Here is a 12,201-nt window from a genome sequence, read left to right on the forward strand (position 1 = left end):
GACACGGCTGATCCCATGGGCGAACGCAAGCGCAAGGTGAACGACGGCATGGATGCCTCCCCCCATTCCGCCGGCTGGGGCCCCGATGCCGCCCGGCCGCAGGCCGGCGTCGGCACCACGCTGCGCGAGGCACGCCAGCGCCGGGGCGTGGAACTGCGCGACGTGGCGGAGACGCTGCGCATCCGCCACGTCTACCTGCTGGCGATCGAGGAGGGCCGCTACGGCGACCTGCCCGGAACCGCCTACGCCGCGGGGTTCCTGCGCTCGTACGCCGAATACCTCGGGATCGACGCCGACTCCATCGTCCGCCGCTTCAAGGAGGAGATGGCCGGGCGCGCCCGCAAGCAGGAACTCTACTTCCCCACCCCGGTGCCGGAGGAGCGGGTGCCCGGCGGCGCCGTGCTGCTGGGCGCGCTGGTCCTGGCAGGCGTGGTCTACGGCGGCTGGTACTACCTGTCGGCCACCGACCGCTCGATGGTCGACCTGGTGCCGGCACTGCCCGACCGTCTGGTGTCGCTGCTCGACGGGCTGCCCTTCACCTCGACCGCGACGCCGCCGGTCGGCGCCGGGCCGGAGGTGGCCGCCGATCCCGCGCCGGACAACGACGCGGCTGCCGTCCCCGCCGCCCCGGCGGACGACCGCCCGCCCGCCGTCCAGCCGCCGACCGTCACCCGGACCGAACCGATCCCCGAGGCCGCTCCGCGCCCGGCCGCCCCGGCCAGGGAGGTTGCCGCCGCCCCCGCCACACCCCCGGCGCCGGCCGCCGGCCCGGCGGCGCCTGCCCCCGGCGGCGGCTCGACCACCCCGTCCCCGGCCACGCCGCCGGCAACACCGGCCCCCGCCGCACCGCCGGCCCCCGCCGTGAGGGCGGCGCCGGAGCCGGAGTCGCGGGTCGCCGCACTGCCGAACGCCACGTTGCCGAACGCCGCCTTGCCGACCGTCCCGCCACCGGAGGCGGAGGAGGAGGATTCCGACGGCACCCTGCAGGGACCGACGCCGCTGCGGCCCGCCGCACCGGTTCCTCCCGCCGTTCCCGCGGCACCCCCGGCGCCCGCCGCCGCCGAGGGCGAGGCGGCGGGCCGTGTCTACGGCAGCCAGAACCAGGCATCGCGCATCCAGCTCCGCGCTACGGCCGACAGCTGGGTGCAGGTGCGCGACGGTAGCGGTGAGCTGCTGTTCACCCGCGTGCTGCGCCCCGGCGAGGTGTACCGGGTGCCGGACCGGCCGGGGCTGCGCCTGCGCACCGGCAACGCCGGCGGGCTGGTGCTGGTGGTCGACGGTGTGGCCGGCCAGCCGCTCGGCGGCAACGGCCAGGTCCTGCGCGACGTGGCGCTGGACGCGCCGGCCGCGCGCTGACCCCGGCGCCTCCCTTGAATCGGTGGGAGGCGTGCGCACTTCAGGCGGAGCGGCGGGTGCGCTATAAGGGGCGCTGCCGCCCCGTTCCCCGTCATCCAGAGATCCAGGGCCCGTCGCGATGAGCAGTGTGCGCGCCTACCGCCAGATCCAACGCCGTCCGTCCCGCCAGATCCGCGTGGGCTCCGTGCTCGTGGGGGGTGACGCGCCGATCTCGGTGCAGTCGATGACCAACACGCCGACCACCGACGTCAGGGCGACGGTGGAGCAGATCCGCAGCATGGAGCGGGTCGGCGTCGACATCGTGCGCGTCTCCTGCCCCGACCGCGAGTCGGCGCTGGCGCTGAAGGAGATCGTGCGCCAGGTGCAGGTGCCGGTGGTCGCCGACATCCATTTCCATTACAAGCGCGCCATCGAGGCGGCGGAGAGCGGTGCGGCCTGCCTGCGCATCAACCCCGGCAACATCGGCTCGGCCGACCGGGTGCGCGAGGTGGTGAAGGCGGCCAAGGACCACGGCTGCTCCATGCGCATCGGCGTCAACGCCGGATCGCTGGAGCAGGACCTGCTGGAGAAGTACGGCGAGCCCTGCCCGGAAGCCATGGTCGAGAGCGCGCTCAACCACGCGAAGATCCTGGAGGACCACGACTTCCGGGAGTTCAAGATCTCGGTCAAGGCGTCCGACGTGTTCCTGGCGGTGGCCGCCTACCAGGGTTTGGCGGAGGCGTGCGACTACCCGCTGCACATCGGCATCACCGAGGCGGGCGGCCTGCGCGCCGGCACGGTGAAGTCCTCCATCGGCCTGGGCATGCTGCTGTGGGCCGGCATCGGCGACACCCTGCGCGTCTCCCTGTCGGCCGAGCCGGCGGAGGAGGTGCTGGTCGGCTACGAGATGCTGAAGTCGCTGGGCCTGCGCCGGCGCGGCGTCACCGTGATCTCGTGCCCGAGCTGCGCGCGCCAGAATTTCGACGTCATCCGGACGGTGGAGGTGCTGGAGCAGCGGCTGGCCCACATCACCACGCCGATGACCGTGTCGGTGATCGGCTGCGTCGTCAACGGCCCCGGCGAGGCGCGCGAGACCGACATCGGCCTGACCGGCGGCGGCAACAACACCCACCAGATCTACGTCGCCGGCCAGCCGGACCACCGCCTGAAGGACCGCAACATCGTCGACCACCTGGTCGCCATGGTCGAGGCGAAGGCGGCCGCCATCGAAGCCGCCAAAACCGCCGCGCCGGAAGCGGCGGAGTAACGGCCCGCCGCTCCGCCGCGGCGTCGGGGGACCGGGCCAACATCGGAAACGCCATCGGTGATCGCCTCCTACCTCGTCATCGGCGCCAGCCACCGGACCTGTTCGGGTTCCCTGCGCGACCGGCTCGCCACCGACGAGGCGGAGGTGCCGGGCATTCTGGACCGCCTCAAGACGATCGGCTTCGAACAGGGCCTGTGGCTCAGCACCTGCGACCGGGTGGAGGTGCAGGGGGTGCACCCGCGGCCGCTGGAAGCGGCGCTGGCGATCGCCGACCTGCTGACCGCGCGCCTGGGCGTGGACGCGGCCGACGCCGGGTCGCTGGCCGGCCAGCTCTTCACTCTGACCGGCGAGGCGGCGGTGCGCCACGTGTTCGAGGTGGCGGCGTCCCTGGACAGCCAGATCGTCGGCGAGCCGCACATCCTGGGCCAGCTCAAGGGCGCCCACCGCCTGGCGGTGGCGGCGGGGACCACGGGGCCGGAGCTGGAGGCGCTGCTGCAATCGGCCTATGCCGCCGCCAAGCGGGTGCGCAGCGAGACCACCATCGCCGAGGGCGCCACCTCCATCGTCGCGGCGGCGGTGCAGGTGGCGCGCGATCTGCACGGCAACCTCAAGCGCTGCTCCGCGCTGCTGCTGGGGCTGGGCGACATGGGCACGCTGGTGCTGGACGGGCTGAAGGAGGCGGGGCTGGCGCGGCTGACCGTGGCCGCCCCCGTCGACCGGCGGGCCGAGGCGGCGGCGCGGCGCCTGGGCGGCCACTTCACCCCCTGGGCCGACAGCGCCGCGGCCCTGGAGTCGGCCGATATCGTGGTGACCGCGGCGGGTCAGGGGCGCTATATCCTGTCGGCGGCGGCGGTGGAGGCGGCGCTGAAGCGCCGGCGCTACCGGCCGGTGTTCGTGGTCGATGCCGCCATTCCCGCCGACGTGGAGCCCGCGGTGGGCGGGCTGGACGACGCCTACGTCTATGACCTGGCCGACCTGGAGCGGGTGGCCCTGGAGGGGCGGGTCGGCCGGCAGGGGGCGTTGCAGGCGGCGCGCGCGATCGTCGACGGGGCGGTGAGCGCCTTCGTCCGCGACCGCGCGGAGCGGGCGGCGGTGCCGGCGGTGGCGGCCCTGCGCGCCCATTTCGAGACGGAGCGGCGGCGCCTGCTGGCCGAGCACGGCGATCTGGACGCGGCGGCGGCCACCCGGCTGCTGGTCAACCGGCTGCTGCACCGCCCGTCGGAGATGCTGCGGGCGCTGGCGGCGACCGACGGCGAGGCGCTGCCCGAGCGGGTGGCGGCGGAGCGGCTGCTGTTCCGGCTGTTCCGATTGGACGAGGGGGCGGAGGGCGACGGCCCCGACGCCAAAGCTGAGGAAGAGCGCACGTGAGCCTGGAAGAGACGTTCGACAGGGTTCTGGCCCGCCACGACGAACTGCGCGACGCGCTGTCCGCCGGCACCGCCGATTCCGGCGAGTTCGCCCGCCTGTCCAGGGAATACGCCGAACTGACCCCGGTCGCCGAGGCCATCGGCGCCCTGAAGAAGGCGCGGGCCGAGACCGCCGACCTCGCCGCCATGGCCGCCGATCCCGCCGCCGACGCGGAGATGCGGGCGCTGGCGGCCGAAGAGCTGCGGGAGCTGGAGGGCCGCCTGCCCGCCCTGGAGCGCACGGTGCAGGTGGCTCTGCTGCCGCGCGACGAGGCGGATGAGAAGAACGCCATCCTGGAGGTGCGGGCCGGCACCGGTGGCGAGGAGGCGGCCCTGTTCGCCGCCGAGCTGTTCGAGATGTACCGCCGCTACGCCGGTTTGCACGGATGGCGCTTCGAGACCATGGAGGTGTCGGAAACCGGGCTCGGCGGCTACAAGGAGGCCATCGCCAACATCACCGGGCGCAACGTCTTCGCCCGCCTGAAGTTCGAGTCGGGCGTGCACCGGGTGCAGCGGGTTCCCGCCACCGAGGCGCAGGGGCGCATCCATACCTCCGCCGCTACCGTCGCCGTGCTGCCGGAGGCGGAGGAGGTGGACGTCCACATCGACGACAAGGACCTGCGCATCGACGTCTTCCGCTCCTCCGGCCCCGGCGGCCAGTCGGTCAACACCACCGACAGCGCGGTGCGCATCACCCATCTGCCGACCGGCATCGTGGTGAGCCAGCAGGACGAGAAGAGCCAGCACAAGAACAAGGCCAAGGCCATGAAGGTGCTGCGCGCCCGCCTCTACGAGATGGAGCGCGCCGCCAGGGATGCCGCCCGCGCCGCCGACCGCAAGAGCCAGGTGGGCTCCGGCGACCGGTCGGAGCGCATCCGCACCTACAACTTCCCCCAGGGCCGCGTCACCGACCACCGCATCAACCTGACGCTCTACAAGATCGATAAGGTGATGCTGGGCGAAGCCCTGGACGAGGTCGTCGACGCCCTGGTCGCCGAGGACGAGGCGCTGCGGCTCAGCGAATTGCGGTCGTGAACGGCAGCCCTCCCCCGGCCCCGCCGGAGTCCGAGGAGGACCCGATCGGCGCAGGCGCCGGAAAGGACCGATCATGACGACCACGCTGCACACCCTGCGCCGCACCGCCGAGGCGCGGCTGCGGGCCGCCGGGGTGGAGACACCGGAGATGGACGCGCGGCTGCTGGCGGAACACGCGCTGGGGCTGACGCGCGACCAGCTCTTCGCCCGCGCCGACGATCCGGTGCCCGAGGCCGCCGCCACCCGCTTCGCGGCGCTGGTGGAGCGCCGCGCCGGCCGCGAGCCGGTGTCGCGCATCATCGGCAGCCGCGGCTTCTGGACGCTCGATCTGGCGCTCACCCCCGCCACCCTCGACCCGCGCCCGGACACCGAGACGGTGGTGGAAGCGGCCCTGGACGCCGTCACCGACCGGTCGGCGCCGTTGCGCCTTCTCGACCTGGGCACCGGCACGGGCTGCATCCTGCTGGCGCTGCTGGCGGAGCTGCCGGCCGCCACGGGGCTGGGCATCGACATCAGCGCCGATGCGGTGGCCGCCGCCGCCGCCAATGCCGCCGCCAACGGGCTGGCGGACCGGGCGTCCTTCCGGACCGGCGACTGGGACACCGGGACGGCGGAGCGCTTCGACCTCGTCGTCTCCAACCCGCCCTACATCCCCGGCGGCGACATCGCCGGGCTGGAGCCGGAGGTGCGCCGCCATGACCCCTTGCGGGCGCTGGACGGCGGGCCGGACGGGCTGGACGCCTACCGGGCCATCGTCCCCCGGCTTCCCCGGCTGCTGGTTCCCGGCGGCACGGCGGCTCTGGAGGTGGGGGCGGGCCAGGCCGCGGACGTGGCGGCACTGCTGACCGGCAATGGTCTGTCCGTAACCGGGATCTTTCGTGACCTCGGCGGGATCGAACGGTGCGTCCGGGGGCGAAACGACCGGTAATTCGGGGGGAGTCCGTAAGAAAACAGTTGGATTGGCGGCGTTGAGCCGGTAGGGTGCAACGCATCGACGATACTCTGGGAGCCGAAACCGTTAGGCACCCGGCGCGCGCTTGAGCCCGGCTTGCCCGCATGCGGCCCCGACGTCGATTTATGACTCCCCGCGAACCGATCCGTGGCGTCCCCACGGCGGGCCCGGTGGCCGAGAGAGCCGCCGGGGCGTTGTGGGGATTGCGATTCTCGAAGATGGGGCCTCAAGAGCCGAATGAGACAAGGACCGAACAACAGGCGTTCGCGCGGCCGTGGCGGCAGTGGTGGCGGCGGCGGCGGTGGCGGAGGCGGTGGCGGCGGTGCCCGCCGGCAGAACGTTCCGTTGCGCCACCAGACCTTCGACAGCAACGGCCCGGATGTGCGAATCCGCGGCAATGCGTGGCAGGTCCACGAGAAGTATCAGGCGCTGGCCCGCGACGCGGCTTCGTCCGGCGACCGCATCATGGCGGAAAACTACCTTCAGCATGCGGAACATTACTTCCGCATCATCAACCAGATCCAGGAAGCCGAGAATCGGCAGCGCGACAACCGCGCCGGCGGCAACAACAACGGCAACGGCCATGACCGGCCGGGCGCCGACGCGCGGGGCGACGACGACCAGGACGGCGACGAGACGTCCGAGTCCGCCGACGAGCGCGCCCAGGTCAACGCGTAAGCGCGTTACAGCAGGGTCACCGGGTCGCCCGGCGCGACCCGGCCGCCTTCCACCACCCGGGCATAGACACCGCACTGGACGTGGCCGTAGCCGCGCTGCAAGGCTTGCAGCACGCCCATGTCGCGCGCCCCGGTGTCGGGGTTGACCTCGGTTGCCGCGCAGCGCGGGATGGTGCTGCGCACCTCCAGCCGCGCCGCGCCGATGGTCAGCGAGCGCCCGATCCAGTGGCGCATCTCCCAGGGTTCCAGCCCGTCCAGCCACAGGTTGGCCCGGAAGCGGCCGGGATGCACCGGCTGCTTGGTCACCCTTTCCAGGTCACGGGCACTGGCGAGGTTGAGCAGCGACACCAGCGGCTCTTCCGCGTCGGTGAAGGCGCTGCCTTTGGCCTCCACCAGTTTCGGCGCGCCGGGGGACGCTCCCGCCATGTAGGCGGCGAAGAACTGTTCCAGCAGCATGCGACCGGTCGGCTGGTCCAGTCGGCCGCGGGCCACCGGCTTGCCGCCACGGAACACCACCAGGGTCTGGGTCGCCTCGTCGAACTCGGTGTCGAGGGCGGCCAGCTTCTCGTGGCGCATCAGCGTCAGGAAGTCGGACTTCGGCCGCCACCCTTCGTGGTCCATGTCGAGCGACGCCGGCCCGTGCAGCAGGGCGTAGCGGCGGTCGCCGGGCAGGGGGTGCCCCGGCTCCAGCACGGTTTCGGGCAGGTCCTGTGCGCTCAATCCCTTGACGGGGTAGCGGACGATCTTGGCGAGGGTGCACGGCATGACGACATCTCAGCCGGGCCGGACGCGATCTGTCAACCGTCGCGACCGGTTGTTTCCGATTCCCCCTCACCAATGCTCCGCCGGCGGGGTGCCGTCGCGGAATTCCGCCAGACGCCGCCGGGTGGCCGGCGAGGTGTCGCGGGGCAGCGCGTCCAGGGGAAAGAAGGCCGCTTCGACGATCTCCATCCCGTCGGCGCGCGGGGTCCCGCTCCACCGCTCGGCCAGGAAGACGGCGACGTGGTCGCTGGCCCCGTGGCGGAAGCGGGCGTAGAGGCCGAGCGGCTGCGGCGCGCACTCCACCTCCAGCCCCACCTCCTCGCGCACCTCGCGGCGCATCGCCGTCACCAGCGTCTCCCCCTTGCCGACACCGCCGCCGGGCAGATGCCAGCCGCCGACGTAGCTGTGGCGGATCAGCAGCACCCGGGGCACCCCGCCCGGCGCCTCCGGCGGTTCCGTGACGATGGCCCGCACCCCCATGGTCAGCGGCCGCGCCACCCGGTGCCAGAGGGTGCGCGCGATCCAGGCGAGGCGCAGCGGATGCAGCGGGTGCGGCCGGCCGCTGTCGGTCATCGTGGTGTCGGTCATGGCCTGCGGAGGGTATCGTTGTCGACGCCTTCCGTATCTGGGCACTGAACAGGCGATTGCCACACGAATGGTGCCGGCGCCGGTGGCGGTGAGACGATCAATCCGTGTCATCCGTGCCGAAATCCGTGCAATCCGTGCCGGAGTTGCCGGCAGCGGAGCCACAACTCACAAGTACCGGCCTCCCTCGGCTCTCCTGTCCATTCTCCCGATGGCCCGGTTCGCCCCTCCCCGCAAGACTCGCCGCACCCGGCGTTCGCCGGTAGGATGGGGGAGCATCCATCACCGGGATGACCGCCATGGCTGCCGCCGGACACAAGGACCACGGGCCGCTGCGCCTGACGATCGCCATCGTCGGCGTGCTGACGACGCTGTCGCTGCTGGGCTATGGCGGGGTGATCGCGGTGAACCGGTTCGTCGAGCACCGCCAGGTGGTCGCCCGCATGGGGCCGAAACCGCCCACGGCCTCGCTGCCCGCCTGGGAGTTCGCGTTGAGCGGCCACCGCTCCCTCGACCTCAAAGTGTCGCTGGAACTGGCGCCGCGCACCGATCCGGGGTTCGTCACCGGGGCGGTGGAGCGCATCGGCGACCGCCTCTACGACGACATCCGCGACCTGGACATGGAAGGGCTGATCGGTCCCGGCTCGGCCGAGAGGGTGAAGGACTCCGTCTCCCGCGCCGTGCGCCGCGAAACCGGCCGCGACGTGGTGCGCGCCGTGCGCATCGAGCAGATGGTGGTGAAGTGATACGGCCGGAAAAAGATCCGTTCCATTGGTTTCCGGCCGTGAAACCCGACAGATCAATGCGTTGCATTGATCGATAGGGTCATACCGTCGGCATCATTCAGATGCCGACGGTATGAGGCGCGGGGCGTCTACAGCGCCGCCACGCCGGCCATCAGCAGCCCCACCAGCAGGGCCAGCAGCAGGCCGGCCACTCCGGTCAGCGTCAGGGCCCGCCCCACGTCGGCCGGCAGGGCGCGGGCGCGCCCGCCGCCCAGCCACGGCTCGTTGACGGTGACGCCGCCGTCGCGGTAGGGGCCGACCAGCGAGATCCCCAGGGCGCCGGCCATGGCGGCGATCGGCCAGCCCATGTTGAAGGAGGCGTGCTTGCGCGTGTCACGCGTCAGGGCGCGCAAGGCGCCGCGGGGGCTGGCGGTGGCCGCGAAGGGCGCCGCCAGCGCCAGCAGCAGACCGGTGAGGCGCGCCGGCAGGGCGTTCAGCGCGTCGTCCATGCGCGCCGCGGTCAGGCCGAACCGCTCCAGCCGGACGCCGGGACGGCCCAGCGCCTGATCGGCGCCGTCCACCACCGCCCAGGCCAGCAATCCCGGAACCCCCAGCAGCGCGTACCAGAAGGCCGGCGCAACCACCTTGCGGTCGAACGCCTTGGCCAGGTGCTCCATGGCCGCGCGGGCGACGGCGTGGCCGTCGAGCCCGTGCAGGGGGCGCCGCGTCAGGCCGGTCAGGGCGCCGCGCGCCGCCTCCAGCCCCGGCCCCTCCAGAGCCCGCCGCACCGCCTGCACCCGCGCCCGGGCGGCCCCGCCGCGCAGGACGGCCAGAAGCGCCACCAGTTCCACCAGCCACCCGCCGGGGGCGGCGGTGCCCACCCACCCCACGGCCAGCCCGGCGAGGACGGCGGCGAGCATCAGCACGCCGACCACCAGGGCGCCGCGCACCAGCCGCACCGCGGCACCGCGCTGCGGCCGGTTGAGGCGGCGGTCGAGCACGGCGCACAGGCGCGCCGCCAGGCCGGCGGGATCGGGCAGCAGCCGGGCCAGCCTGTCGCCGATGGCGGCGTCGATCACCAGCGCGATCAGCAGCAGGAACAGCGGCCCCGGCCCGGCCCCGGACACGCCGACGTCGAATCCCATGGCGGCCGGCGTCAGCGCGCGCCGGCCTTGCGCAGGGCGGACAGGACGCGGCCGTTGCGCCCCTCCTCCGCCCAGGTCAGGGCGGTGCGCCCGGTGAAGTCGGCCTTGTCAACACCGGCACCCAGCTTCAGCAGCCGGTCCACCGCGTCGACGTTGCCGCGCCGCGCCGCCGCCATCAGCGGCGTCATGCCCTGGCGGTTCTCGGCGTCGATGCGGGCGCCGCCGCCGGCCAGCAGGTCGATCAGATCCACGTTGCCCTGCTCGGCCGCCCAGTGAAGGGCGGTGTTGCCGACCCGGTCGGCGCGGTCGACGGCGGCGCGGCCTTCCAGCAGGGCGCGCGCGATGTCGGCGCGTTCAGCCAGCACGGCGACGATCAGGGGGGTCTTGCCCTCGAAATCGGTGATGTTGGGGTTCTCGCCGCGCACCAGGAGCTGGCGCACCGCCTTCAGGTCGCCGGACGCGGTGGCGTTCAGCAGGTTGGGCCCGGAGAACAGCGAGATCTCCGCCAGCGCCGGCCCGCTCAGGCCGATCGCCAGGAGGCTGGCCAGAATCCATCGTTTCACGTCGTTTCCCCCTCGGTGTATGCCGTTCGCCCGCGATGGCACTGCGCCGGATGGACGGTGCCGGGATGGAGCGCGCATAGTAGCCGCATCGCCCCATCCTGACCAGACGGCCGCCATGCTTCGCAACCCGCTCGCCCGCCACGTGGCCCTGTTTCTCGCCGCCAAGGCCCTGCTGATCGGGCTGGGCCTGTGGTGGTTCACGGCATCGCAGCCGGAGCCGCGCGGCCTGCTGCCGCCCCCGACGTCCACGCGCTGACCGGCCATCGCCGGGGAACCACCCCGCCGTCGCCGCCGTTTCCCGAAAGGACAACGGAGGCGGGAATGACGTACCAGAGCGATGTGAACCGGACCACCCGCGGTGTGGTCCGCGAGGCCGTGGGAATCTTCGATAGCGCCGAGGCGTTGCAGCGTGCGGTCGACGAGCTTTCGCTCGCCGGCTTCGAGCGCTCCGACCTCAGCCTGATGGCCAACGACCAGACCATCGAGAGCCAGCTCGGCCACGTGCCGCGCACGGTGGACGAGGCCAAGCACGATCCCGACGTGCCGCGCCAATCCTATGTGGCGCCGGAGGAGCTGGGCAACGCCCAGGGCGTGGCCATCGGCTTTCCCGCCTATGTGGGGGCCATCATCGCCACCGGCGCCGTCGTCGCCACCGGCGGCACGGCGGTGGCGGCGGCCATGGCCGCGGCGGCGGCCGGGGTGGGCGGCGGTGCCGTGGGCTCGGCCCTGTCCCAGTGGCTGGGAGACAAGCGCAACGAGCCGCTGCGCCAGCACCTGGACAAGGGCGGCATCCTGCTGTGGGTGAACCTGAGCAACGGGTCCCTTGAGGGCAAGGCCAAGGAGATCCTGGCCCGCCACGCCGCGCGCCCGGTCGAGGTGCACGAGGTGCCCCAGGCCGCGGGGGATTGACGCACGTCATGGGCAGAGGGCGTCCGGGGCGCCATCTTCCGGGTGTTCCCACCCGGAGGCCTGACCCGTGGACGCCCCGTCCGTGCTCACCCTGCTCGAATCCGCGCTCAACCACTGCGCCGTCGTGGTGGACCGCGACGGCGGGCTGCTGCTGGCGCTGCTGACCGCCGGCCTGGTCGGCGGGGCCACCCATTGCGTCGGCATGTGCGGCCCCTTCGTCCTGGCCCAGGTCGGCGCCCGGCTGGAGCAGGTGCCGGCCTCGCGGATGAGCGAGTTCCATCGGCTGGCCGGGGCGGCGGTGCTGCCCTACCATCTCGGCCGCGCCACCACCTACGCCGGCATCGGCGCCGCCGCCGCCGCGGTGGCCGGCCACGTCGCCGCCCTGCCGGGGCTGAAATGGTTTTCGGTGGCGCTGCTGGCTTTCGCCGCCCTGTTCTTCCTGGCCTACGCCCTGCGCGGCGTCGTCGCCCTGCTGCCCCGGATCGACCTGCCCTGGCACAACCGCTGGAGCGACGCGGTGGCGCGGTTGGCCCGGCCGCTGTTCGGCAACCCCACGGGGTGGCGCGGCTATGGGCTGGGTCTGGCGCTGGGCTTCATCCCCTGCGGCCTGCTCTACGGCGCCGTAGCCGCGGCGGCGGCCAGCGGCAGCGCCCTGACCGGCGCCGCGGGCATGGCCGCCTTCGCCCTGGGCACCCTGCCCAGCCTGCTGATGGTGGGGCTTGCCGGCCAGTTCGCGGCGCGCACCTGGCGCACCGCCGTCGCCCACGCCGCCCCCCTGATCATGGCCGTCAACGCCGGCGTGCTCGGCTGGATGGCCTGGAGCCTGGTCTGATCGCTCAG

General features: G+C 73.2%; 14 protein-coding genes and 1 pseudogene. 11 read left to right on the top strand and 4 right to left on the bottom strand.

The features are described 5' to 3' along the window. Nucleotides 1–48: 48 nt before the first annotated feature. The 7 genes and pseudogenes from G472_RS40850 to G472_RS0125730 all read left to right on the top strand — a co-directional run. Nucleotides 49–291 (top strand): annotated as a pseudogene (locus tag G472_RS40850) (helix-turn-helix domain-containing protein); the annotation flags it as partial. 183 nt (nt 292–474) lie between these two features. Next, entirely contained in the window at nt 475–1,356 is an 882-nt protein-coding gene (locus tag G472_RS35665; RefSeq protein ID WP_425388015.1) for a DUF4115 domain-containing protein, read from the top strand. A 118-nt stretch (nt 1,357–1,474) separates the two neighbouring features. Continuing rightward, a complete protein-coding gene (ispG, locus tag G472_RS0125710; RefSeq protein ID WP_029010671.1) occupies nt 1,475–2,602 on the top strand; it encodes a flavodoxin-dependent (E)-4-hydroxy-3-methylbut-2-enyl-diphosphate synthase in 1,128 nt (375 codons plus the stop codon). 57 nt (nt 2,603–2,659) lie between these two features. Beyond that, entirely contained in the window at nt 2,660–3,970 is a 1,311-nt protein-coding gene (gene hemA, locus G472_RS0125715; protein WP_029010672.1) for a glutamyl-tRNA reductase, read from the top strand. Continuing rightward, entirely contained in the window at nt 3,967–5,043 is a 1,077-nt protein-coding gene (prfA, locus tag G472_RS0125720) for a peptide chain release factor 1 (protein ID WP_029010673.1), read from the top strand. Before hemA ends, prfA begins: the two co-directional genes overlap by 4 nt. Before the next feature lie 73 nt (nt 5,044–5,116). Then, nucleotides 5,117–5,971, top strand: a complete 855-nt coding sequence (prmC, locus tag G472_RS0125725) for a peptide chain release factor N(5)-glutamine methyltransferase (RefSeq protein ID WP_029010674.1) — start codon at nt 5,117–5,119, stop codon at nt 5,969–5,971. Between the two features lie 369 nt (nt 5,972–6,340). Continuing rightward, nucleotides 6,341–6,673, top strand: a complete 333-nt coding sequence (locus G472_RS0125730) for a DUF4167 domain-containing protein (RefSeq protein WP_425388008.1) — start codon at nt 6,341–6,343, stop codon at nt 6,671–6,673. Nucleotides 6,674–6,678: 5 nt separating this feature from the next. On the opposite strand, the gene G472_RS0125735 is transcribed toward G472_RS0125730, so the two are convergent. Then, a complete protein-coding gene (locus G472_RS0125735; RefSeq protein WP_029010676.1) occupies nt 6,679–7,437 on the bottom strand; it encodes an MOSC domain-containing protein in 759 nt (252 codons plus the stop codon). Nucleotides 7,438–7,503: 66 nt separating this feature from the next. Beyond that, nucleotides 7,504–8,022 (bottom strand): NUDIX domain-containing protein, encoded by a 519-nt coding sequence (locus G472_RS0125740; RefSeq protein WP_051341304.1) that lies wholly within the window; start codon nt 8,020–8,022, stop codon nt 7,504–7,506. Between the two features lie 296 nt (nt 8,023–8,318). Between G472_RS0125740 and G472_RS35670 the strand changes: the two genes are divergently transcribed. Beyond that, nucleotides 8,319–8,765 (top strand): hypothetical protein, encoded by a 447-nt coding sequence (locus G472_RS35670; RefSeq protein WP_156927258.1) that lies wholly within the window; start codon nt 8,319–8,321, stop codon nt 8,763–8,765. Between the two features lie 128 nt (nt 8,766–8,893). Here the strand turns inward: G472_RS35670 and G472_RS0125750 are convergent, their stop codons facing one another. After that, complete coding sequence (locus G472_RS0125750; protein WP_051341308.1) at nt 8,894–9,889, bottom strand: cobalamin biosynthesis protein CobD/CbiB; 996 nt, start codon at nt 9,887–9,889, stop codon at nt 8,894–8,896. Between the two features lie 11 nt (nt 9,890–9,900). Then, nucleotides 9,901–10,452, bottom strand: coding sequence for an ankyrin repeat domain-containing protein (locus tag G472_RS0125755; RefSeq protein WP_029010679.1), 552 nt, complete (start codon nt 10,450–10,452; stop codon nt 9,901–9,903). Between the two features lie 115 nt (nt 10,453–10,567). Here G472_RS0125755 and G472_RS39585 point away from each other — a divergent pair, with 115 nt between their 5' ends. The 3 genes from G472_RS39585 to G472_RS0125770 all read left to right on the top strand — a co-directional run bounded on the left by G472_RS39585 (nt 10,568) and on the right by G472_RS0125770 (nt 12,193). Continuing rightward, nucleotides 10,568–10,708 (top strand): hypothetical protein, encoded by a 141-nt coding sequence (locus G472_RS39585; RefSeq protein WP_169732855.1) that lies wholly within the window; start codon nt 10,568–10,570, stop codon nt 10,706–10,708. 65 nt (nt 10,709–10,773) lie between these two features. Next, nucleotides 10,774–11,361, top strand: a complete 588-nt coding sequence (locus G472_RS0125765; RefSeq protein WP_029010680.1) for a hypothetical protein — start codon at nt 10,774–10,776, stop codon at nt 11,359–11,361. A gap of 67 nt (nt 11,362–11,428) precedes the next feature. After that, nucleotides 11,429–12,193, top strand: coding sequence for a sulfite exporter TauE/SafE family protein (locus tag G472_RS0125770; protein ID WP_029010681.1), 765 nt, complete (start codon nt 11,429–11,431; stop codon nt 12,191–12,193). The last annotated feature ends 8 nt before the right edge of the window (nt 12,194–12,201 follow it).

Source organism: Azospirillum halopraeferens DSM 3675, from assembly GCF_000429625.1.
In the GTDB taxonomy this organism is placed as follows: domain Bacteria; phylum Pseudomonadota; class Alphaproteobacteria; order Azospirillales; family Azospirillaceae; genus Azospirillum; species Azospirillum halopraeferens.

Excerpts from the sequence above, each read along its gene's own strand:
- G472_RS0125740 (WP_051341304.1), bottom strand. The coding sequence starts at position 8,022 with ATGACCGACACCACGATGACCGACAGCGGCCGGCCGCACCCGCTGCAT.
- prmC (WP_029010674.1), top strand. The coding sequence starts at position 5,117 with ATGACGACCACGCTGCACACCCTGCGCCGCACCGCCGAGGCGCGGCTG.
- G472_RS0125735 (WP_029010676.1), bottom strand. The coding sequence starts at position 7,437 with ATGCCGTGCACCCTCGCCAAGATCGTCCGCTACCCCGTCAAGGGATTG.
- G472_RS0125765 (WP_029010680.1), top strand. The coding sequence starts at position 10,774 with ATGACGTACCAGAGCGATGTGAACCGGACCACCCGCGGTGTGGTCCGC.
- G472_RS35665 (WP_425388015.1), top strand. The coding sequence starts at position 475 with ATGGTCGACCTGGTGCCGGCACTGCCCGACCGTCTGGTGTCGCTGCTC.
- ispG (WP_029010671.1), top strand. The coding sequence starts at position 1,475 with ATGAGCAGTGTGCGCGCCTACCGCCAGATCCAACGCCGTCCGTCCCGC.
- G472_RS39585 (WP_169732855.1), top strand. The coding sequence starts at position 10,568 with ATGCTTCGCAACCCGCTCGCCCGCCACGTGGCCCTGTTTCTCGCCGCC.
- G472_RS35670 (WP_156927258.1), top strand. The coding sequence starts at position 8,319 with ATGGCTGCCGCCGGACACAAGGACCACGGGCCGCTGCGCCTGACGATC.
- G472_RS0125750 (WP_051341308.1), bottom strand. The coding sequence starts at position 9,889 with ATGGGATTCGACGTCGGCGTGTCCGGGGCCGGGCCGGGGCCGCTGTTC.